General features: G+C 72.5%; 18 protein-coding genes. 12 read left to right on the top strand and 6 right to left on the bottom strand.

What is annotated here, in order from left to right:
- Positions 1–3 precede the first annotated feature (3 nt).
- Both LX83_RS05120 and LX83_RS05125 read right to left on the bottom strand, forming a co-directional pair.
- Entirely contained in the window at positions 4–1260 is a 1257-nt protein-coding gene (locus tag LX83_RS05120; protein ID WP_253767570.1) for an epoxide hydrolase family protein, read from the bottom strand.
- A 30-nt stretch (positions 1261–1290) separates the two neighbouring features.
- Positions 1291–1734 carry a MarR family transcriptional regulator gene (locus LX83_RS05125; protein WP_253767573.1) on the bottom strand — a complete coding sequence of 148 codons (444 nt, stop codon included), beginning with the start codon at positions 1732–1734 and terminating at the stop codon, positions 1291–1293.
- Positions 1735–1857: 123 nt separating this feature from the next.
- On the opposite strand from LX83_RS05125, the gene LX83_RS05130 reads away from it, so the two are divergent.
- Together LX83_RS05130 and LX83_RS05135 are read left to right on the top strand one after the other, a co-directional pair.
- Positions 1858–2769, top strand: a complete 912-nt coding sequence (locus LX83_RS05130) for an AraC family transcriptional regulator (RefSeq protein ID WP_253767575.1) — start codon at positions 1858–1860, stop codon at positions 2767–2769.
- Positions 2770–2845: 76 nt separating this feature from the next.
- Complete coding sequence (locus LX83_RS05135) at positions 2846–3193, top strand: VOC family protein (protein WP_253767577.1); 348 nt, start codon at positions 2846–2848, stop codon at positions 3191–3193.
- A 42-nt stretch (positions 3194–3235) separates the two neighbouring features.
- Here LX83_RS05135 and LX83_RS05140 read toward each other — a convergent pair whose 3' ends face one another.
- The 3 genes from LX83_RS05140 to LX83_RS05150 all read right to left on the bottom strand — a co-directional run bounded on the left by LX83_RS05140 (position 3236) and on the right by LX83_RS05150 (position 7223).
- Positions 3236–4243, bottom strand: a complete 1008-nt coding sequence (locus LX83_RS05140) for a LacI family DNA-binding transcriptional regulator (RefSeq protein ID WP_253767579.1) — start codon at positions 4241–4243, stop codon at positions 3236–3238.
- A 113-nt stretch (positions 4244–4356) separates the two neighbouring features.
- Positions 4357–5787 carry a serine/threonine-protein kinase gene (locus tag LX83_RS05145; RefSeq protein WP_253767581.1) on the bottom strand — a complete coding sequence of 477 codons (1431 nt, stop codon included), beginning with the start codon at positions 5785–5787 and terminating at the stop codon, positions 4357–4359.
- A gap of 422 nt (positions 5788–6209) precedes the next feature.
- On the bottom strand, positions 6210–7223 hold the full coding sequence (locus tag LX83_RS05150) for a LacI family DNA-binding transcriptional regulator (RefSeq protein ID WP_253767583.1): 1014 nt from the start codon (positions 7221–7223) through the stop codon (positions 6210–6212).
- 240 nt (positions 7224–7463) lie between these two features.
- On the opposite strand from LX83_RS05150, the gene LX83_RS05155 reads away from it, so the two are divergent.
- The 9 genes from LX83_RS05155 (at position 7464) to LX83_RS05195 (ending at position 19044) form a co-directional block, all read left to right on the top strand.
- A complete protein-coding gene (locus tag LX83_RS05155; RefSeq protein ID WP_253767585.1) occupies positions 7464–8780 on the top strand; it encodes an ABC transporter substrate-binding protein in 1317 nt (438 codons plus the stop codon).
- Positions 8781–8937: 157 nt separating this feature from the next.
- The gene (locus LX83_RS05160) at positions 8938–10326 is read left to right on the top strand and encodes a Gfo/Idh/MocA family protein (RefSeq protein WP_253767587.1); all 1389 of its coding nucleotides are present in this window, start codon (positions 8938–8940) and stop codon (positions 10324–10326) included.
- A 72-nt stretch (positions 10327–10398) separates the two neighbouring features.
- Positions 10399–11445, top strand: coding sequence for a DUF6807 domain-containing protein (locus tag LX83_RS05165; protein ID WP_253767588.1), 1047 nt, complete (start codon positions 10399–10401; stop codon positions 11443–11445).
- Positions 11446–11758: 313 nt separating this feature from the next.
- The gene (locus tag LX83_RS05170) at positions 11759–12919 is read left to right on the top strand and encodes a Gfo/Idh/MocA family protein (protein ID WP_308203913.1); all 1161 of its coding nucleotides are present in this window, start codon (positions 11759–11761) and stop codon (positions 12917–12919) included.
- A 453-nt stretch (positions 12920–13372) separates the two neighbouring features.
- Entirely contained in the window at positions 13373–14419 is a 1047-nt protein-coding gene (locus LX83_RS05175) for a sugar-binding protein (protein WP_253767590.1), read from the top strand.
- A complete protein-coding gene (locus LX83_RS05180) occupies positions 14416–15966 on the top strand; it encodes a sugar ABC transporter ATP-binding protein (protein WP_253767592.1) in 1551 nt (516 codons plus the stop codon). Before LX83_RS05175 ends, LX83_RS05180 begins: the two co-directional genes overlap by 4 nt.
- Positions 15963–16976 carry an ABC transporter permease gene (locus LX83_RS05185; protein ID WP_253767594.1) on the top strand — a complete coding sequence of 338 codons (1014 nt, stop codon included), beginning with the start codon at positions 15963–15965 and terminating at the stop codon, positions 16974–16976. The genes LX83_RS05180 and LX83_RS05185 overlap by 4 nt, the downstream gene beginning before the upstream one ends.
- Positions 16977–17070: 94 nt before the next feature.
- Complete coding sequence (locus tag LX83_RS05190; RefSeq protein WP_253767596.1) at positions 17071–17673, top strand: TetR/AcrR family transcriptional regulator; 603 nt, start codon at positions 17071–17073, stop codon at positions 17671–17673.
- 51 nt (positions 17674–17724) lie between these two features.
- Positions 17725–19044: a cytochrome P450 gene (locus LX83_RS05195; protein ID WP_253767598.1), complete on the top strand. Its 1320-nt coding sequence runs from the start codon at positions 17725–17727 to the stop codon at positions 19042–19044.
- A gap of 8 nt (positions 19045–19052) precedes the next feature.
- On the opposite strand, the gene LX83_RS05200 is transcribed toward LX83_RS05195, so the two are convergent.
- A complete protein-coding gene (locus tag LX83_RS05200) occupies positions 19053–19934 on the bottom strand; it encodes a LysR family transcriptional regulator (protein ID WP_253767600.1) in 882 nt (293 codons plus the stop codon).
- 172 nt (positions 19935–20106) lie between these two features.
- On the opposite strand from LX83_RS05200, the gene LX83_RS05205 reads away from it, so the two are divergent.
- Positions 20107–21255 (top strand): flavin-dependent oxidoreductase, encoded by a 1149-nt coding sequence (locus LX83_RS05205; protein ID WP_253767602.1) that lies wholly within the window; start codon positions 20107–20109, stop codon positions 21253–21255.
- The last annotated feature ends 4 nt before the right edge of the window (positions 21256–21259 follow it).

The following is a 21259-nucleotide window of genomic DNA, read 5'->3' on the forward strand; positions in this document are numbered from 1 at the left end:
GCGCTACCGGCGGCCGCGGAAGGTGCGCCGCAGGTCGTCGACCCACTCGTGCGGGATCTCCCACGGGATGAAGTGGCCGCCCCGGTCGTGGACGGTCAGGTTCACGTGGTTGTACCAGGCGCCGCGCTCGGAGTCGATGAAGTGCTGCACCCGCTGGTCGGTGCGCACGCCTGGCGGGTTCTCGTAGCCGACGAAGGTGATGCCGGTGGGCGCTTCCACCACCGGCCACCGGTCGTGGGACGGGGTCCACGGGTAGCGGTTGTTGTTGGCGTAGGTGCGGATCGAGGTGCCGATCGAGTTGGTGACCCAGAAGATCGTGGCGTGGGTCAGCAGGTCGTCCTTGGTGAAGACGGTCTCGATGTCACCGCCGTTGTCGCTCCAGGTCTGCCAGCGCCGCAGGATCCAGGCGAGCATGCCGGCGGGGGAGTCGGACAGCCCGTAGGACAGCGTGCTCGGGTCGAGCACGTGCACGGCCAGGTGCACGGCGAAGCGCTTGTCCAGCGCGAGCACCCGCGCGTGCACGTCGGCGGGCAGGCCGTCCGGGATGGGCTGGCCGCCACTGAAGTCCCAGCCGCGGTCACCGTTGAACAGGGTGAGCTTCTGGCCGGAGCCGATGTGGATGCCGTACAGCTCGTCGGCGTACTTGTGCCCGAGCTGGCCGGTGACCAGGGCACCGACGTCGCAGCCGGCGGCGGCGTACCGGTCGTGCCCGAGGATCTGGGTCATCAGGGTGTGCCAGAGGTCGGCGACCTTCCAGAAGTTCATGTCCGGGTGGTCGGGCAGCGGGGTGGAGAACCCGAAACCGGGAAACGACGGGACGATCACGTCGAACGCGTCGGCCGGATCACCGCCGTGCGCGCCCGGATCGGCCAGCGGGCCGATCACCTTGGCCCAGTGCCAGAACGTCCAGGGCCAGCCGTGGGTGAGGATCAGCGGGGTCGGGTCGGGGCCGACGCCGGCCTTGCGCATGAAGTGCACGGGCACGCCGTCGACCTCGACCCGGTAGTGCTCGTGGGCGTTGATCGCCGCCTCGGCCGCGCGCCAGTCGTAGTCGGTCCGCCAGTACTCGACCAGTTCCCGCAGGTACTCGCGGTTCACGCCGTAGTACGAGTCCTCGTTGCCCGCGTCCAGCGGCCAGCGGGTCAGCGCGAGGCGCTGCCGGAGGTCGGCGAGCACGTCGTCGGGCACGTGGATCGGCGTTGGCGTCAGCGGGAACGGTCGAGCGCCGGCCGCCCGCGCTGCCGTGGTTTCCTGGGACATCGGGATCTCCTCCGCTGCTGGGAGTCGTGATCAGTGCTGCTGCTGGCTGAGTTCGACCAGCCGCGCCAGAGCGGGCAGTGCCGCCGCGATGGCCGCCCGCTCCGCCGGGGTGAGCTGGTCGGCGAGTTCGGTGAGACGGGCGATCCGCTCCGCCCTTCGTCCGTCCACAATGGCCGCTCCGGCCGGGGTGACGTGCACCAGCACCGCCCGCCCGTCCGACGGGTCCGGCTCGCGGCGCACCAGGCCGTCGCGCTCCAGCTTGGTGACGATCTGGGTGATCGCGGACTGGGTGACCTGCTCGCTGGCGGTCAGCTCGGTGAGTCGCTTCGGTCCGCGCTGGCTGAGCGTGTGCAGCACGGACAGCGTGGTGAAGCTCAGTCGCTGCACGGACGGCAGCCGGATGGACATCCGCGTGAAGTTCTCCAGCACGGAGGTCAGTTCGGCGATGCTCAGCTCGGGGGATCGCGGCGACACGCGGCGAAGCGTATCAGAAACTAATTAAGTTTCTTATCTACCTTTGGTGTGGTCGTGCTGCACCCGCCGATGTCTGGGCCGCGGTCCGGTGGAGCGGGCAGGACGGGCAGCGCATGATGAGGCATGCCCACCACGGAGCACGCGGCGCGCGTCGGGCGGGCGCCCGCGGTCCCGGACGTCCCCACCGCCGAGTTCGTGCACGCCGCGCCCGCGGCCCCACTGCGGCGGTTCGTCGTGTCCTACAGCGGGTACCGGGAGGCGGGCGGGCCACCAGGGCGGCACCGCGGGCTGCCCTCGCCGTTCCTGATCCTGATCCTCACCCTGGGCGAGCCGCTCGTCATCACCGCCCACCCGAACCCGGGCGTCCTGCCGAGCCAGCACGACACCCTGGTCGGCGGCCTGCACACGGTGCCGGCGCTGATCACCCACCAGGGCAGGCAGTCCGGCGTCCAACTCGCCCTCACCCCGCTGGGAGCGCGAGCGCTGCTCGGTCTGCCGGCCGGCGAACTCGCCGGCGCCACCCTGGACGCCGCGACCGTGCTCGGCCCGGTGGCACACCGGCTGCGCGAGCGGCTCCTGGCCGCCCGGGACTGGTCCGAACGGTTCGCCGCGCTCGATGCCACGCTGTTGGCCCACCTCCGTGGCGACGCCGCCGTGCCCGGGGCGGTGGCGCACGCCTGGCAACGCCTGCTGCGTTCCGGCGGCAGCGTGGCGGTCGCCCAGTTGGCCGACGAGATCGGGTGGAGCACCAGGCACCTGAGCCAGCGGTTCCGGGCCGAGTTTGGGTTGGGGCCCAAGCAGGTCGCCCGGGTGGTGCGCTTCGACCGAGCCCGTCGGACGCTGGCCCGGACGGTGTCGGCCGGATCGGGCCCAACCCTGGCCGCGATCGCCGCGGACTGCGGGTACTGCGACCAGGCCCACCTCGCGCGCGAGTTCCACGCCCTGGCCGGGTGCTCGCCCACGCGCTGGCTGGCGGAGGAGTTCCGAAACGTCCAAGCCATCGCCGCGGTGGCCGAGGCAGGCTTGGTGCCGTGACGGAGAGCCCCTGCGGTGGCGGGACGAGCCGGGGAATCTCCGAGACGTGTCCGTTCCCACGCGCTTGGAGTTGTCGATGGCCGTTCGCCGTGTCGTGCCCAATGTCCAGTCCGTGGCTGTGCGGGAGAGCCAGGAGTTCTACCGGCTGCTGGGGTTCCAGGAGGTCATGGACCTCGGCTGGATCGCGACCCTCGCGTCCCCGTCCTGCCCCACGGCGCAGATCAGCCTGATGACCAGGGACAGGACCGCGTCCGTCCACCCCGACCTGAGCGTGGAGGTGGACGACGTGGACGCGGTCCACGCAGTGCTGCGGGAGCGCGGGACGGAGATCGTGCACCGCCTGCGCGACGAGGAGTGGGGGGTGCGCCGGTTCTTCGTCCGCGACCCCAACGGACGGGTGGTCAACGTGCTCGCCCACCGCTGACCGGCTGACCGCGCACCCGGCCAGCGCGGTCAGCCCCGCGAGTCAGTGCGGCGGGGGCGCGGTGCTGGACCGCACGGCCAGGCGCGGCGGCAGCAGCGTCGACGCGGGCGTGGGGCTGCCGTCGAGCTTGCTCATCAACAGGTGCACGGCCTGGCGGCCCACCTCGTCGGCCGGGATGACCACTGAGGACAGTGGCGGATCGTGCCGCTCGGCGATCTCGTCCGGGCTGATCGCCACGACCGAGACGTCCCTTGGCACCTGCCGGTCCAGCCGGCGCAGCGCCTCCAGCAGGTAGCTCAGCGCCGCCTCGTTGTGCACCACCAGCCCGGTCAGCGCGGGCCGCTCGGTGAACAGCTCGGTGAGGGTGTGCAGGGCGGCGGTGTGCGAGGCCTCGCAGGACCGGGACGTCACGTCCATCCGGCGGCGCACCGCCTCGGTGGTGAAGCCGGCCAGGGTGCGCTGGGCGAAGCCGGTCTCCCGCTCGTAGACCGCCTGCGGCGCGCCGATCAGCGCCACCGAGCGGTGGCCGAGGGTGGCCAGGTGCTCGACGCACAGCGCACCGGCCCGGGTGAAGTCCAGGTCCACACAGGTCAGACCGGTGGCGTCGGCGGGAAAGCCGATCAGCACCGAGGGCTGGGACAGCCGCCGCAGCGTCGGCACCCGGGGATCGTGCATCTCCACGTCCATCAGGATCATCCCGTCCACCATGGCGCTGGCCGCCACCCGCTCCAGCGAGGCCGGACCCTCGTCCGCGGTGAGCAGCAGCACGTCGTGGTCCTGTTCCCGCGCGCTGGTCACCACCGACGCGGCGAACTGCATGACCACCGGGACGTTCATGCCGGTGCGCAGCGGCAGGGCCAGAGCGACCACATTGGACCGGTTGCTGGCCAGCGCGCGAGCACCGGCGTGCGGGTGGTAGCCGAGGGTGCGAATGCTGTCCTGAACCCTGGCCTGGGTGCTGGCGGAGATGGAGCGCTTGCCGCTGAGCACGTAGGAGACGGTGCTGGGGGCTACCCCGGCGTGCCGGGCGACGTCGGCGATGGTGACCACGGGCACCTCCCTCAACAGTGAGTTGAAGCGCTTCGATCCGGCGATGCTACGGCCCGCTTTCCCCGCCGCACAAGAGTCCGATCGTTGGTCGTTCACCGTCGAGGTGGTCGGTGTCAGCCGCGTCCCTTGTTCCTCGACTTGTGCTTGCTCTCGTTCTCCCCGCTGCCCTGGTTGTCGCCGCTGCTCTCGCCGCCGTTGTTGCCGCCGTTGCCGTTGTTGCCGTTGTCGGCTTCGGACTCCTCGGTTCCGCTGTCCGCGGTGCTGTCGATGTCGTCGGCCGATCCGGTACCCGGCGCAGCGTCCGGGGTCTGGTAGACGGTCACCGTCTCGTTGGGTTGGCCGGGCTGGGTTCGCGGCGGCGCCTCGGGTGCGGGCGCGGCGTTCTGGTCGGCCGGCTGCTCGGCCAGTTCGGTGGCGTTCTGCTCGACCGGTGTGTCCACCGGGGTGGACCCGTCGGGCTGACCGGGCTCGGAGGTGGGCAGGCTGCTGCCCTGTGGCTGGGACGGCGTGGACTGCGGCGGCTTGGTCTCCGGGCCGAGCAGGCTGACCGCGACAACGGTGGCGGCGGCGAGGCTGGCCACCACACCGCTCAGGGCCCAGCGGCGCCCGGCTCTGCCCTGGTCGCCCCGCACCGGGCCGGCCGGGCCGTCGGGCTCGTCGGCCAGGTGCTGTGCCTGGCGGTGCACCGGCACGGTGTCCACCGCGCCACCACTGATCGGGGTGCTCCTGGGCAGGTCAGCGGCTAGTTCGCGGAGCCGCCGCACGCACTGCTGCGCGCTCGGCCGCGCCTTGGGCTCGCTGGCCGTCATCGACCGGAGCAGGCCGGCCAGCGCGGGCGGCAGGCTGGCCGGGACGTGCGGTTCCCGGTGCAGGCGCGCGACCGCGATCTCCACGTGCGTACCGGTGTACTCCGGCTCGCCGCGCAGGCACTCCAGCAGCACCAGGCCGAGCGCGTAGATGTCGGCGGCCGGCGCGACCTCGCCCCCGATGACCTGTTCCGGCGCCAGGTAGCCGGGGGTGCCCACCAACTGCCCGCTCTCGGTCAGGTGGGTGCTGCCCAGCACCCGGGACAGGCCGAAGTCCGCGAGGTGCGCCGACCCGTCGGCGTCCAGCAGGATGTTGGAGGGCTTCACGTCCCGGTGGATGATCCCCCTGGCGTGCACGTAGGCCAGTGCCGCCGCCACCTGGGTGCCGAGCAGCGCCGTCCCGCGCGGGCTCAGCGGACCGTCGTCCAGGCGCTGGCGCAGCGTGCCCGCCTCGACCAGTTGCATGACCAGGAACGCCTGGTCGTCCTGCTCGCCCGCGTCCAGCACGGTGACCAGGCTGGGGTGGGACAGGCTGGCCAGCAGCCGGGCCTCCCGCTCGAACCGGGCGCGGCTGGCCATGTCACCGGCGAGGCGGAACAGCTTCACCGCGACCGGGCGGTCGAGCCGGGTGTCCCTGGCCCAGTACACCTCGGCCGCGCCACCCCGCCCGAGCCGTTGCCCCAGCCGGTAGCGGCCGTGTCCGACGGATCGGCTTCGTCGTACCGGAAGGTCCTCCACCTGGCCCAATCCGCACCTCCACGTCCCGACGGACCGACACCCCGCGCGGTTGGCGCACGGTCACCAATGGCGGTAGTTACCCGGTCCGCCTCAGGTGAAACGCAAGTGAGCGTAATGGGCGAGTCACCAGCCGCCACCGGCTGAACCGCCGCCGACACCACCACCACGGGTGGTGGTTAACCCGCCGTGGCGGTCGGGGAACGGTTCCGCCGGTGGGTCGGCGCTGGTGGGGCCGGTTTGGGGCGCGGCGCGACCGGAGCCGGCGGTGGCCCGGAGGGGTTACCCCGGCCGTGTCGGCGAAGTGCTGCTCCTCGGTCGGTGCGCCCGGCCGCCGGCCGGGGTGAGGCGGCCGCGGCCATCCCGCTGCCCCGACCAGGGTGAGGGCCACCGCCGCCACTGTCCGATGTGGAGTGTGTGCGGCGTCAGTGGTGGGCGCTGACCGAGACCGGCGCGCCCGGCGGGGAGGTGGTGAAGCGCACGATCAGGTAGGTGTCGAGCCGCTGCGCGGTGGCCGGCGCTCCGGCTCCGGACTCGGCCAGCCGGGCCAGCAGCAGGTGCACCGCGGCGCGGCCGGCCGCCTCGGTCGGCATGGCCACGGTGGTCAGCGGCGGGGCCGAGGTCGCGGAGAAGACCAGGTCGTCGAAGCCGACCACGCTGACGTCGGTGGGCACCCGCACACCGCGGGAGCGCAGCCGGCTGAGCGTGCCGAAGGCCATCAGGTCGTTGTAGGCCACGATCGCGGTGACCTCCGCGGCCAGGGCGAGGTCGGCGCCCTGGATGCCGCCGTCGAAGCGGGGTGGGAACGGACCGAACTCGGCCACGCCGATGTGCTGGCGCTCGGCCGCGGCCAGCAGACCGGCCCGGCGTTCCTGGTCCGACCAGGCGCCGCGGGGGCCGCCCAGGTAGGCGATGCGCTCGTGGCCCAGCGCGGCCAGGTGGTCCACCACCTGGCGCATGCCGCCGGCGCTGTCCATCAGCACGGCGGGGATCTCCGGGACGTGCCGGTTCACCAACACCATCGGGGTGAGTTCGGCGAGGTCGCGCAACTGCTGGTCGGACATGGTCGGCGCGCACACCACCAGCCCGTCGACCTGCTTGGCCATGGTGCGGACCAGGCTCTCCTCGGTGGCCGGGTCCTCCTCGCCGTCGGCGAACAGCACCGAGTAGGCGTCCTGCCTGGCCCTGGCCTGCACCCCCTTGAGGATGCCGGTGTAGAAGGGGTTGCCCAGATCGGTCACCACGATGCCGAGGATCCCGGTCTTGCCGGTGATCAGGCTGCGGGCGGCGGTGTTGGGCCGGTACCCCAACTCGTCGGCGGCGGCGATCACCCGATCCCTGGTCTGCTGCCTGACCAGGTTGGGCGCGCTCAGGGCGCGGGACACCGTCGAAACCGACACGTTCGCCTTGTGTGCGACGTCGCGGATCGTGACCGACAACGCAGCTCTCCTCCGCCCTCGGGAACGCCCATCATGCAAACGATTGCTGCAACTGTCAACAGCGACCCCGGCCCGAACGGCGGCGCGCGTCGGGGTGCTCGCGGCTGGACCGATTCTCGCTGGTGGCCGCTTGTGGCCACGGCCTGGCTCCGCTGATCCTTGACACCTGCTGAAAACGTTTGTAGCAATAATCCCACGGCCGGTCGATCAGAACGTGATCCACGACGAAGTGGGGTTGTGATGACGCATCGACGTCAACCCTGGAGCACCCGGCCGCGCCGCTGGCGGCAGCGCCTGGCCGCCCCCCTGGCCGTGCTGTCCGCACTGGGCCTGTTCGCCGGCTGCGGTGTCGGCGAGCAGCAGGACCCGAACGCGCCGGCGACGATCACCTTCACCTGGTGGGGTGACAACCAGCGGGCCGACCTGACCAACCAGGCCGTGGAGCTGTTCGAGCGGCGCAATCCCACCATCCAGGTGGAGACCTCCTTCTCGGCGTACGGCGCCTACTGGGACAAGCTGGCCACCCAGGCGGCCGGCGGCAAGGCGCCGGACGTCATGCAGATGGACACCCGCTACCTCGCCGAGTACGGCGGCCGGGGTGTGCTGCTGGACCTGGGCGGTGACCAGGCCGCCAGCGACCTCGACCTGAGCGGGCTCAACCCGGCCCTGGTCGACACCGGCAAGACCGGGGGCAAGCAGTACGGCATCCCCTTCGCGCAGAACGCTCACGCCCTGGTCTACGACCCGGCGCTGTTCCAGGCCGCCGGCACGACCATCAGCGCCACGATGACCTGGGCGGACCTGGCCGCGGCCGCGAGCAGGGTCAGCGCGGCCAACAACCTGGCGGTGCGCGGCATCACCGACTTCGGCGGCTCGGACCACGCGCTGGAGATCTGGCTGCGCCAGCGGGGCAAGGACCTGTTCACCCAGGAGGGCAAGCTGGGCTTCGGCCCGGCCGAGCTGACCGAGTACTGGACCCTGACCACCGGGCTGGCCAAGAGCAACGCGGCCTCCACCGGTGAGCAGATCGCCTCGATGAACGGCGCACCGGAGCAGGCGCCGCTGGGCCGCAAGCTCAGCGCCGCGGAGTTCGCCTACGACAGCGTCTTCCCCGGCTACCAGAACGCCACCGGGCACAACCTGGCGCTGGCCCCGTACCCCACCGACAACGGCCAGCTGGGCCAGTACCGCAGGGGATCGCAACTGCTGTCGGTGTCGAACCGGTCCACCGCCAGGCACGCCGCCGTCAAGCTGGTCGACTTCCTGATCAACGACCCGGAGGCGGCCAAGATCCTGGGCACCAACCGGGGGCTGCCGCCCAACGAGAAGAACCGGGCGGAACTGGCGGCCGCGGCCACCGGCACGGACAGGGCCATCTACGACTACGAGGCCAGCATCGACGCCCAACTCTCCGCAGCTCCGCCCACGCCGCCCAAGGGCGCGGGGTCGATCCAGCTGCTGTTGCAGCGGCAGTACGAAGAAGTCGCGTTCGGACGATCCACTGTGGAGCAGAGCGTGCGGACCTTCTTCGAGCAGGCCGGCAACTCACTGGGCTGAGCCCGCCGGCGAGCACGGGTCGCCTGATCACGGGTTGGGCGATCACCAGTTCTGGCACCACCGGTTCGGGCCGGTGTGACACCACGCCGTGTCGAAGCGGCGGTGGGCAGGGACGAGGCGCGGCGATCGACCGCGAGCGGAACAGCGAGGTGGGCGAGTGCAGGGTGAGCAGCTGACCCGGGTGACCGAGGTGGTCGAGCGGCCAACGGCAACCAGGCGGTGGGCGGTGGTCGGGCTGGGGTCCCGCGCCGAACTCTACGTCGAGGCACTGACCGATCCGGCCCGGCCGGACGTGGAGCTGGTCGCCTTCTGCGACAGCAACCAGACGCGGATGGACGTGCACAACCAGTGGCTGGCGGCACGCGGCGGAGGGCAGCCGGTGCCGACCTACCCGGCGGCCGAGTTCGGCGCGATGTTACGCCGGGAACGGGTGGACGCCGTGGTGGTGTGCACTGTGGACAGCACCCACGACGAGTACATCGTGGCCGCGCTCGACGCCGGCTGCGCCGTGGTCACCGAGAAGCCCATGACGGTGGACGCCCAGCGGTGCCAACGCATTCTCGACGCGCAGCGCCGCACCGGCGGGTCGGTGACGGTGACCTTCAACTACCGCTACAACCCGGTGCACGCCAAGGTGCGCGAGCTGCTGGCGGACGGCGCGGTCGGCACGGTGCTGTCGGTGACCTTCGAGTGGCTGCTCGACGTGCAGCACGGCGCGGACTACTTCCGCCGCTGGCACCGGGACAAGCAGCGGTCCGGCGGCCTGCTGGTGCACAAGTCCAGCCACCACTTCGACCTGGTGAACTGGTGGCTCGGCGACGAGCCGGAGACCGTGTACGCGGACGGCGGGCTGTCCTTCTACGGCGCGGCGAACGGGACCAGGCACGGCTACCGCCGGGAGTACGCGCGGGCCGCCGGGTCGGCCGAAGCCGCGGCCGACCCGTTCGCGCTGCACCTGGCCGACTCGCCGCGACTGGCGGCGCTGTACCTGCGGGCCGAGCACGAGGACGGCTACCACCGGGACAGCAACGTCTTCGCCGAGGACATCACCATCGAGGACGACGTGGCCGTGGTGGCCCGCTACACCCGGGGCGCCCGGCTGTCCTACCACCTGGTGGCCTACTCGCCGTTCGAGGGCTACCGGGTGGCGTTCAACGGCAGTGCGGGCCGGCTGGAGCTGACCGTGCGGGAGAACGAGTTCGCCCTGCCGCCGCGCTCGGGCGGCGCCCGGGTCGGACTCGCGCCCGGCGCGGTCGACCGGGCCTCGAACAACCGGGCACTGCTCACCCACCACCGGCTGTGGCAGCCGCCGGCGGTGATCGTGGACGAGCCACTGGGCGACGGACACGGCGGCGGTGACCAACGCATGCTGGACGACCTGCTGGGCGGGCGCGCCACCGCGGCGTCGACCGGGCCGGGCGCGGACGGGCTTGGGTTCGCGGCCGACCACCTCGCGGGCGCTCGGGCGCTGGCCCTGGGACTGGCCGCCAACACCTCGCTGCGGACCGGCGCGCCGGTGCGGGTGGCCGATGTCCTGACCTGGTAACGCTGGCGACCGGGCCCTTGCACCGCCGTGCCGGGGCCCGGCGGCCAGCCCGACGAACGGAGAGCACCGGCCATGACGAGTTCGAGCACCAAGCTGCCGACGACGTGGCACCGGGCCGCGGCCGGCAGTCCACACGATCTCGCGGGAAGTCGGGGCGGCGGCGGGTCGCTGCAGGGTTCCGCCGGAGCCGCCACCGGCGCGGCAGGGGTCCACCTGGACCGGACCCGCAACGGGGTCCGGGTGCTGGTCGACCGCAGGGCGCTGCTGCGCTACGTCACGCTGCCGGAGACCGCCCAGCGCGACTCGCCCAAGCCCTACCTGCACCCGCTGCGCACCACCGCGGGTCAGGTGGTGACCGCGGTCCGGCCGCACGACCACCCCTGGCACAACGGGCTCCAGCTGACCTCGGCCAACCTGTCCGGGCAGAACTTCTGGGGCGGGCGCACCTACGTGCGCGACCAGGGATACGTGCCGCTGCCCAACAACGGGTCGATCCGGCACCTGCGGTGGCGGGAGCTGGCCACCCGGGCCGGCCACGTGGTGCTGAGCCACGACCTGCGCTGGACCACCAGCCAGGGGCAGGACTGGATCGCCGAGGAGCGCACCCTGCAGGTGCGCGACGTGGACTTCGAGCGCGGCGCCTGGCTGCTGCGCTTCTCCACCCGGCTGCGCAACATCAGCGGTGCGCCGCTGCGCTGGGGCAGCCCGACCACCGAGGGGCGGCCGATGGCCGGCTACGGCGGGCTGTTCTGGCGCGGCCCCCGCTCGTTCGTGTCCGGCTCGGTGCGCACCTCCGACGGGGTGGTGGGGGACGCCGCGATGGGCCACCGGTCCGCGTGGCTGGCCTACACCGGGACCCACGACGGCAGCCTGAAACGATCCACCCTGGTGTTCGTGGACTCGCCGGGCAATCCCCGCTGGCCGACCCCGTGGTTCGTGCGCAGCACGCCCTACCCGGTGGTCAGCTTCGCCTTCGCCTTCGACCAGCCGCTGCTGCTGCCGGCCGGTGACACGCTGACGCTGGACTACCACGTGGTGATCGCGGACGGCGCCTGGTCCACACCGGCCATCCAGGACTACCTCGCCCACCGCGTTCCCGCGGCCGCCGGCGCCGAGTAGACCCGCCGGTACCCGCACCACTCACCTCCGCAAACGAATCCTCTTGCCGGTCAACCTGGAAAGCGCTTCCCGCCCGGGGTGGCGCCGCCCTTGACGCGGCCGGTGGGCTGTGCGACGTTCTAGTGACCTCGCTGGAAGGTGTCGCCACAGGGCGCGGCTGGGCGCGGCCGCCCCCGGACTCCTCCGGCCGCGCCTCGGCGTGTCACACCCGCACGTCCTGGAGGAACGCGCCACACGCCAGCCGGACCTTCCCGCGGGTCCTGACGGAGAACGTGGTCAACGCATTCACGTGGATCAGTTGCGGGAGGCAATGGTGCCTATCACGGATCCACCGCGCGTGGTGCTGGCCGGCACAGCCGGCCACGCCCGCCGGCACCTACGGCGGCTTCGCGAACTGCACGACCGGAGACGGGTGGTGCTGGCCGGGGTGTGCGACATCCGCGACCCGGACGACGAGGCGCTGGCGCTGCTGCCGCGCGGCGCCTCGGTGCACGGACACGTCGACGAGCTGCTGGCCGCCTGCGCGCCAGCCGTCGCGGTGGTGGCCACGCCACCGCACACCCACCTCGACCTGGCCAGGCGCGTGCTCTGCCACGGCAGTGACCTGCTGCTGGAAATGCCGCCCGTGCCCGACCTCGGCGGCTTCGAGGAACTGGTCGCGCTCGCCGAGCGGACCGGGCGCGCCTGCCAGGTCGGCTTCCAGAGCTTCGGCTCACCCGGGTTCGCGGTGTTGCGGGCGGCCATCGACGCCGGGGAGCTGGGCGAGGTGGTCGGGGTCGGCGCGGTCGGCGCGTGGACCCGCACCGACTCCTACTACCGCCGCAACGCCTGGGCCGGCCGGCGCTGGCTGGACGGACAGCCCGTGGTGGACGGCGTGCTGACCAACCCGTTCTCGCACGCGGTGGCCTCGGCGCTGGCCGTGGTCGGCGCGGCCGACCGGATGCCCGAGGAGGTCACCGTCGAACTGCACCGCGCCAGGGACATCGAGGCGGACGACACCTCGTGCGTGCGCATCCGCTGCGCGGGCAAGCCGGAGGTCGTGGTGGCCGGCTCGCTGTGCGCGGAACTCGACCACGAGCCGTACCTGGTGGTGCACGGCACCAGGGGCCGCGCGGTGCTGCGCTACAAGACGGACCTGGTGCAGATCAACGACCGGCTGCTGCGCGTGCCGCCGCCCACCGACCTGCTGGAGAACCTCCTGGACCACCGGAGTGACCCGCACGGTGTGCCCCTGCTGTCCCCGCTGCGCAACGCCAGGGGGTTCACCGGTGTGCTGCAGGCCGTGCGGGAGGCGCCCGATCCGGTGCCCATCCCCGCCGGGTGGACCAGGACCGAGGGGTGCGGGGCCAGTGCCCGCCGGGTGATCAGGGGCATCGACGTGGAGGTCGCCGCCGCTGCCGAGCGGCTCGCGCTGTTCTCCGAACTGGGGGTGCCCTGGGCGGTCTCCGGCGCCGCCCGCTGTGTCCGGTCCTGAGCGGGCCCGGCACACACCGGTCGGGCTCGAATCGGGATTTCGAACACGTCTCGTCCGCTGAGGCGGACGTCGCGCGGGCCGTGGCGGTTGGCCGGTGCCGGCCGCCACGGCCCGTCAGTGTTGACGGGAAGCCGCTGTCGCTGCCACTGTCCGGGGTGGCCGCGCCGCCGCTGCCTTCCGTGCTGCCCGCAACCGGCTCGCCGGGAAAGCTCTTTCCTGGCGAACTTCCCCGGTTTTCCGTCGGATGCACCAAAGGGACGACCGGTCACGGGGCCAACTGGGGCAACCGTTGCCCGCGCTGGCCGCAGGCGCTGCCGCAGCGGTGCGCACTGCGCCGTCCGGGTGGTATCGACTGTGCCGTCCGGGGGTTGACGTTGCATCCCAGTAACCCTAGTTTCATCCACAATATCGAATCTCGTTCGATATTTCGGACATCCTGTGGAGGGGATCACGATGCGGCTGAGCAAGGCGCTTCCCGTGGCCTGCGCGTTGGTGACCGCACTTGTGGCCACGGCCTGCGGCTCCAACTCCGACACCGCCGGCGGCCAGCAGCAGGGCAGCGACAAGGGGAGCAGCCAGAGCCAGGCCGAGGCCAGCGAACTGGCCAAGCGGTTGGGCATTCCCGAGGTCAAGGGCGCCTCCGGGGACAGCTACGTGTTCCTGCCCAAGTCGTTGGACAACCCGTACTGGGACGACGCGCGCAAGGGCATGGAGGAGGCGGCCGGCCGACTGGGCGTGACCGCGGAGTTCCTGGGACCGCAGACCACCGACGTCGGCCAGCAGGTGCAGATCTTCGAGGCGGCGCTGGCCCGCAAGCCCAAGGGCATCGCCATCTCCCCGAACGACCCCAACTCGGTGCAGGCCACCATCGCCAAGGCGCGCGAGCAGGGCATCAACGTGATCGCCTGGGACTCCCCGGTGCCGAACAGCCAGGTGCAGGGCTACATCGGCACCGACAACACCACCGCGGGCCGGACCTTCGGTGAGAACCTGATCAAGGAGATCGGCGGCAAGGGCAAGATCGCCGTCATCGTCGGCTCGCTCGGCGCGGTCAACAGCCAGCAGCGGCTGACCGGCCTCAAGGACGCGCTGGCCACCTCGCCCGAGGTCGAACTGGTGGCCACCGAGGAGTCCAACGACAGCATCGCCACCGCGGCCAGCAAGACCGAGGCCATCCTGTCCGCGCACCCGGACATCGCCGCCATCGTCGGCATCAACGCCGGGGACGCGCCGGGTGCGGCCACCGCGCTGCAGCAGTCCAACCGCTGCGGCAAGGTCAAGGTGGCCGGCTTCGACGCGATCCAGCAGTCCCGCGACCTGATGCGCACCGGCTGCGTGCAGCTGCTGGTCTCGCAGCGCCCCTACGGCATGACCGCGGCGGCGCTGCAGATGCTGGTCGCCATGACCGCCAACCAGCCGCCGGCCACCACCGAGCTGGACACCGGCGTCGTCGCGATCACCCAGGCCAACCTCGCCGAGTTCGAGAAGACCACGGCGTGACCGGCACCGAGGAGCAGGCGGCCGTTCCCCTGGTGCGGATGACCGGGATCAGCAAGAGCTATCCCGGGGTGCGCGCCCTGGCCGAGGTCGACCTGACCGTGCGGGCGGGCGAGGTGCTGGCGCTGGTCGGGGAGAACGGCGCCGGCAAGTCCACCCTGCTCAAGGTGCTCGGCGGGGTGGTCAGCCCGGATGCGGGTCAGGTGGAGATCGCCGGCGAGCCGGTGCGGCTGGCCGGGCCGCGCGACTCCCAGCGGCACGGCATCGCCGTCATCCACCAGGAGCTGACCCTGGCCCCGGACCTGTCCGTGGCCGAGAACGTGATGGTGGGTCGGGAGCCCCGGACCAGGGCCGGGCTGGTGGACCGGTCCGCCATGGCCAGCGCCACCCGGTCCGCCCTGGCGGAACTCGGTGTCCAGGTGGACCCGTGGACCCCGGTGGGCCGGCTGTCCCTGGCCCGCCAGCAGATGGTCGAGGTGGCCAGGGCACTGGCCCAGCGGGCCCGACTGATCATCATGGACGAGCCCACCTCGGCGCTGACCGAGGACGAGGTGGACCGGCTGCTGGCCACCGTGCGCCGGCTGCGCGACAACGGCGTGGCCGTGGTCTACGTCAGCCACCGGATGCGCGAGATCTTCGAGGTGGCCGACCGGATCACGGTGATGCGCGACGGTCAGGTCACCGGCGTGCTGCCGGCCGCGCAGACCGACCCGGACGACCTGGTCACCCGCATGGTGGGCCGGGAGATCGACCGGTTGTTCGGCGAGCACGGCCGGGCCGGCGTCGGCGAGGTCGTGCTGGAGGTGCGCGGGCTGCGCGCCGGCCCCCGGGTCCGGGACGTGTCCTTCCAGGTGCGGGCCGGTGAGGTGGTCGGCATGGCCGGGCTGGTCGGCTCCGGCCGCACCGAGACGGCCAAGGCGGTGTTCGGCGCGGAACCGATCACCGCGGGCGAGGTGCGGCTGCGGGGCCGGCCGGTGCGGTTCCGCCACCCCGGCCTGGCCATCCGGGCCGGGCTGGCCTACCTGTCCGAGGACCGCAAGCTGACCGGGCTGTTCCTGGACCAGCCGGTGCGGTCCAACATCGCGGTGACCGTGCCGCGTCAGGTCGCCAGCCGGGGCTGGTTCCAGCCCCGCCGGGAGCGTCGGCTGGCCGAGCGGTTCCGGGCCGCGCTGCGCATCGTCTGTCCCGGGGTGGACGCCCGGGTCGGCGGTCTGTCCGGCGGCAACCAGCAGAAGGTGGCACTGGCCAAGTGGCTGGCCACCGAACCGGCCGTGCTGCTGCTGGACGAGCCGACCAGGGGTGTCGACATCGGCGCCAAGGCGGAGATCTACCGGATCATCCGCGGACTGGCCGCCGAGGGTGTGGGAATCGTGTTGATCTCCAGCGAGCTGACCGAGGTGCTCGGGATGAGTGACCGGATCGTGGTGCTGTGCGAGGGCCGGACGGCGGGCGAACTCGCCGCCGACGAGGCCACCGAGGAAGGAGTGGTCGCGTTGGCCACCGGGGTGCGGGCGCGGCCCGCCGACGCTGCCGGGGAGGCCCGGTCATGACGAGCACCGCCACCGCCGGCTCCCCACCGGACAACGCGATCGCCCCGGACGAGCAGCGCGAGCCGTGGTGGCGCCGCGCCCTGCGGGCCAGGGAACTGGGCCTGCTCGTCGTGGTGGCCGCGATCATCGTGGTGCTCGGCCTGGTCACCGACAACTTCGTCACCGTGGACAACCTGGTGGTGATGGCCAGGCAGGCGGCCCTGGTGGTGATCATCGCGCTGGGCATGACCTTCGTGATCGCCACGGGCGGCATCGACCTGTCGGTCGGCTCGGTCGTCGCGCTGACCTCGGTGGCCACCGGCTACTGGGTGATCAGCGCCGACCTGCCCTTCGCCGTGGCCATCCCGCTGGCCGTGGCCACCGGACTGGCCTGCGGCCTGGTCAACGGCGCGCTCATCCTGCTCACCAGGGTGCCACCGTTCATCATCACCCTGGGCATGCTCGGCATCGCCCGCGGCGTGGCCCTCGGCCTGACCAGCGGCTCCACCAAGACCGGGTTCGGCGCCCCGTTCCTGGCCCTGGGCCAGGGCTCCTGGCTGGGCATTCCCATCCCGGTGTGGGTGGCGCTGGTGCTGGCCGTGCTCGCCCACCTGGTGCTCACCCGCACCGTGCTGGGCCGGCACGTCTACTTCGTCGGCTCCAACGAGCCGGCGGCGCAGCTGTCCGGCATCCGGGTCGACCGGGTGAAGCTGTTCGTCTACGCGGTGGCCGGCACCATGGCCGCGCTGTCCAGCCTGCTGGAGACCGCCCGGCTGTCGGTGGCCCAGCCCAGCGCCGGGGTCGGCTACGAGCTGACCGCCATCGGCGCGGTGGTGATCGGCGGGGCCAGCCTGTTCGGCGGCAGCGGGTCGATCCTGGGCACGGTGCTGGGCGGGACGCTGCTCACCCTGATCACCAACGGCCTGATCGCCCTCCAGGTCAGCGCCTACTGGCAGCAGGCCGTGCAGGGACTGGTGATCATCGCCGCGGTGACCCTCAACGAGTGGCGGTCACGCCGCTCGCCGGGGTGAGGCGGGCCCACCACGATCCACTGTGGACACCCCAGGTCGGTCCGCGGTGGACCGGATTTGCGCTCGGTCGTGCCGGCGCACCATGTTGGTGGGCATGACAACCGAGCGGGAAGAGCGGTCCAGGAAGCAGCGCGCGGTCGACGCGGCGATCGAGGTGATCGCCGCGGACGGCCTGCGCGGGCTGACCCACCGGGCGGTGGACGCCAGGGCGAACCTGCCACCGGGCAGCACCAGCAGCTGCTTCCGCACCAGGCTCGCCCTGCTGGCCGCCGTGCTGGACCGGCTGGTCGAGGCGGAACAGGACGTGCTCGCGGGCATCCCGGTCACCGGCTGGTCGATCGCCACCCCCGCGCACGTCGCCAGGATCGCCGACACCCTGACCGACCTGCTGGTCCACTGGCTGGGGCCGGCCAGGGCGCGCACCAGGGCCCGGCTGGAGCTGTACCTGGACGCGGCGCGCCGCACCGAGCTGGCACCGGAACTGGCCATGGCCAACCGGCGGTTCGTGGACCGGGCCGCCGAGGGCTTCCGCGCGGTGGGGCTGCCCGACCCGGAGGAGTCGGCGCGGCTGCTGCTGGCGCAGTTGGACGGCCTGCTCTACGACGCGCTGGCCCGTCCGTTCCTCGGCGGTGACGACCGGGAGCGGCTGCGCCGTTCGGTCGACGTGGTGCTGCGCGGCCACCTCGGCCAGCGGTAGCCTTCCGCTACAGCTGTAGTCGCTACAGCTGTAGCGAACTGGGGAGGCTGGATGACCGCGATCACGACCCCGACGACCTGTGGTGCGCCCCGTCCCGTGCGGTACTGGCCGGCCGAACTGCTGCTGGCCGGCTACCGCCGGTTCGGACCGGTGTTCGGCTCCGGCGGCCGCCACGGCTTCGTGTACCTGCTCGGTGCCGAGGCCAACCGGTTCGTCCTGGCCAACTCGGCGCTGTTCCGGTGGCGCGACGCGTTCGCCTCGCTGATGCCGGTCGACGGCGAGACGGCGCTGATCGTCAGCGACGGGGCGGACCACCACCGGCGCCGCCGGCTGGTGCAGCCGGCCATGCACCACCGGCAGATCACCGGCTACCTGGCGGTCATGGCGGAGAACGCGGACGCCGTCATCGGCCGGTGGCGGCCCGGCCAGGTCGTCGACGTGTACCAGCAGCTGCGCTCGGCGATCCGGCGCAGCACCATCCAGTCGCTGTTCGGCCGGCGGCTGGCCGCCGGCGCCGACTTCTTCGGCGAGCGGTTGCAGGCCCTGCTGGACCTGACCGACCGGCTGCCGCAGGTGGTGACCGCGCACCAGCGGCTGCGCACCCCGCTGTGGCGGCGGGCCATGACCGCCAGGGCCGAGGTCGACCAGCGCCTGTTCGCCGAGATCGAGCGAACCCGGCGCGGCGGCGCGGACACCGACGACCACGTGCTGGCCACCCTGGTGCACGGCCGCGACGAGGACGGCGCCGGCCTGAGCGACCAGGAGGTCCGCGACCAGTCGGTGTCGCTGATCGCCGCGGGCTACGAGACCACCAGCGCCGCCATGGCCTGGGCCGTGTACTTCCTGCTGACCACGCCGAACGCCTGGGAGCGGGCCCGCGCCGAGGTCAGCGCGGTGCTCGGGGACCGCCCGCCGGGCCCGGCCGACCTGCGCGCGCTGACCTACCTCAACGGCGTCGTGCACGAGACGCTGCGGCTGTGCCCGCCCGGGGTGGTGGTGCCGCGCAAGGTGGTGCGCGACTTCGCGTTCGCCGGGCGCACCGTGCGGGCCGGCAGCACGCTGCTCTACAGCCCGTACGTGACCCACCGGCTGCCCGAACTGTGGCCGCGGCCGCTGCAGTTCCTGCCGGAGCGCTGGGACGCCAGCCAGCCCGGCTACCGCAAGCCGGGTCCGCACGAGTTCCTGCCGTTCGGCGGTGGTCCGCACCGGTGCGTCGGCTCGGTGCTGGCGACCACCGAGCTGACCGTGATGCTCGCCCGGCTGGTGGCGCGCACCTCGCTGCGGTTGCCCGCCCAGCGCGTCCGGCCGGTCAGCCTGGCCGCGATGCGGCCCCGGCACGGCCTGCGCGTCGAAGTGCTCGACCGCGGCTGAGCGCCGCCTCACCCGGTGGTGAACACCTGGCGGGCCCGCTGGATCAGGGTGCGCGCGGCCGGGCTGATCGGGCCCTGGGCCCGCCAGGCGAGGGCGAGGCAGCCGCGCAGTTCCGGGTCGGTGATGGTCAGCGCGTGCAGGTCGGGGTGGGTGGTGGCGAGCGAGACGGGCAGGACCGCCACACCCAGCCCGCGCGCGGCGAGTTCCCCGAGCACGGCGGGGTTGCCGGCCTCGAAGGCGATGCGCGGCACGAACCCGGCCGCGGCGCAGGCGGCGTCCAGGTGCGAGCGGATGCCGGTGCCCGGCGGCAGGCTGATCAGCGGCTGGTCGCGCAGCTCGGTCAGCGGGATCGCGGTGTGCCTGGCCAGGTCGTGGCCCGGGCTGACGGCCGCGGCGATCTCCTCGTCCACGATGGTGTGCAGCCCGAGGTCCGGCGGTGTCTCGGCGCCGAGCGCGATGATCGCCGCGTCCAGCCGGCCACTGCGCAGCCCGTCGACCAGCTGGTCGGAGTTGGCCTCGGTGAGGGTGATCTCCACCCCGGGGTGGTCCTCGTGGAACTCGGCCAGCAGCGCGGGCAGGTTGGCGTCGTGCGAGGTCACCGTGCCGACCGCGACCCGGCCGCGCACCAGCCCGGTCAGCTCGTCCACGGCGAGGCGCGCGCTGGCCACCGCCGCGAGCGCGGCCCTGGCGTGCGGGAGCACGGCCGCGCCCGCCTCGGTCAACCGCACCGAACGGCCGGAGCGGTCCAGCAGTTCCTGGCCGAGTTCCCGCTCCAGCCGGCGGATCTGCGCGCTGACCCCGGGCTGGGCCACGTGCACCCGCTGCGCCGCTCTGGTGAAGCTGGCTTCCTCCACCACGGCGACGAAGTACTCCAACTGCCGAAGCTCCATAACAACAGATTATAGATACAAGAACAACCAGATGTTGGACTTATGGAGTGGTCGGGCGCAGGCTGGGTGACGACCAAGGGAGAACGACCACGACCACCTGCGACACCGCCGTCACCACGCCGGTCTCCACCGGAGTGACGGCCACCGGCCGAGGTGGGAATCGGAGCTGACCATGCGAGTGCTCGTCGCCGGAGCCGGGATCGGCGGACTGACCGCCGCGCTGAGCCTGCACGCCGTGGGCATCGACGTGGCGGTGATCGAGCGCGTCCGCCAACCGCGCCCGCTGGGCGTGGGCATCAACCTGCAGCCGCACGCCGTGCGGGAACTGACCGACCTCGGGCTGGGCCCAGACCTGGACCGCATCGGCGTGGCCACCGCCGAGATCGTCTACAGCGACCACCTCGGCAACACCCTGTTCACCGAGCCGCGCGGCATCGCCGGCGGCTACCGGTGGCCGCAGTACTCGGTGCACCGCGGCCAGTTGCAGATGCTGCTGCTGGCGGCGGTGCGCGACCGGATCGGCCCGCACGCGGTCCGCACCGGCACCCCGCTGCTCGATCTCACCCAGGACGAGGACCGGGTCCGGGTTCGCGTCCCCGACGGCGAGATCGTGGCCGACGCGCTGGTCGGCGCGGACGGCCTGCACTCGGTGGTGCGCGAGCGACTGCACCCGGGGCAGGGACCGATGCGCTGGTCCGGGGTGCGGATGTGGCGGGGTGTCACCGAGCTACCGCCATTCCTCAGTGGACGGTCAATGGTGATCGCGCTCGGGCCCGGCAACGTCGAGCTGATCACGTACCCGATTGGACGGTCCACGGTGAACTGGGTCGTCATGGTGCCGGTCGCCGAGCCGGGGCCGCTGCCCGACGAGGCGAACTGGAACCAGCCCGGCCGGCCCGACGACGTCCTCGCGCACCTGCGCGACTGGGCGCTGGGTTGGCTCGACGTGGCCGGCCTGATCGGGAACAGCGCACTGGTCCTGGAGTACCCGATGGTCGACCGCGACCCGCTGCCGTGGTGGGGCCGCGGCCGGGTGACGCTGCTCGGCGACGCGGCGCACCCGATGTATCCGGTCGGCGCGAACGGCGCCTCCCAGGCGATCGTCGACGCCCGGGTGCTGGCCGAGGAACTGGCCCGCGACTTCGCCACCGGACTGACCGGGTACGAGCGGATCCGCCGCCCGGCCACCGCGGCCGTCGTCGCCGCGAACCGCGAGATGCATCGCGCCAGCGACGCGCGCACCCCCGGCGAACTCGCCCGGATCACCGAAACCTACCGGCGCGCGACCGGCGCCGACACCCACCAGCTGAGAAGTGCCTGAGATG

The organism is Goodfellowiella coeruleoviolacea (assembly GCF_024171785.1).
Classification (GTDB): domain Bacteria; phylum Actinomycetota; class Actinomycetes; order Mycobacteriales; family Pseudonocardiaceae; genus Goodfellowiella; species Goodfellowiella coeruleoviolacea.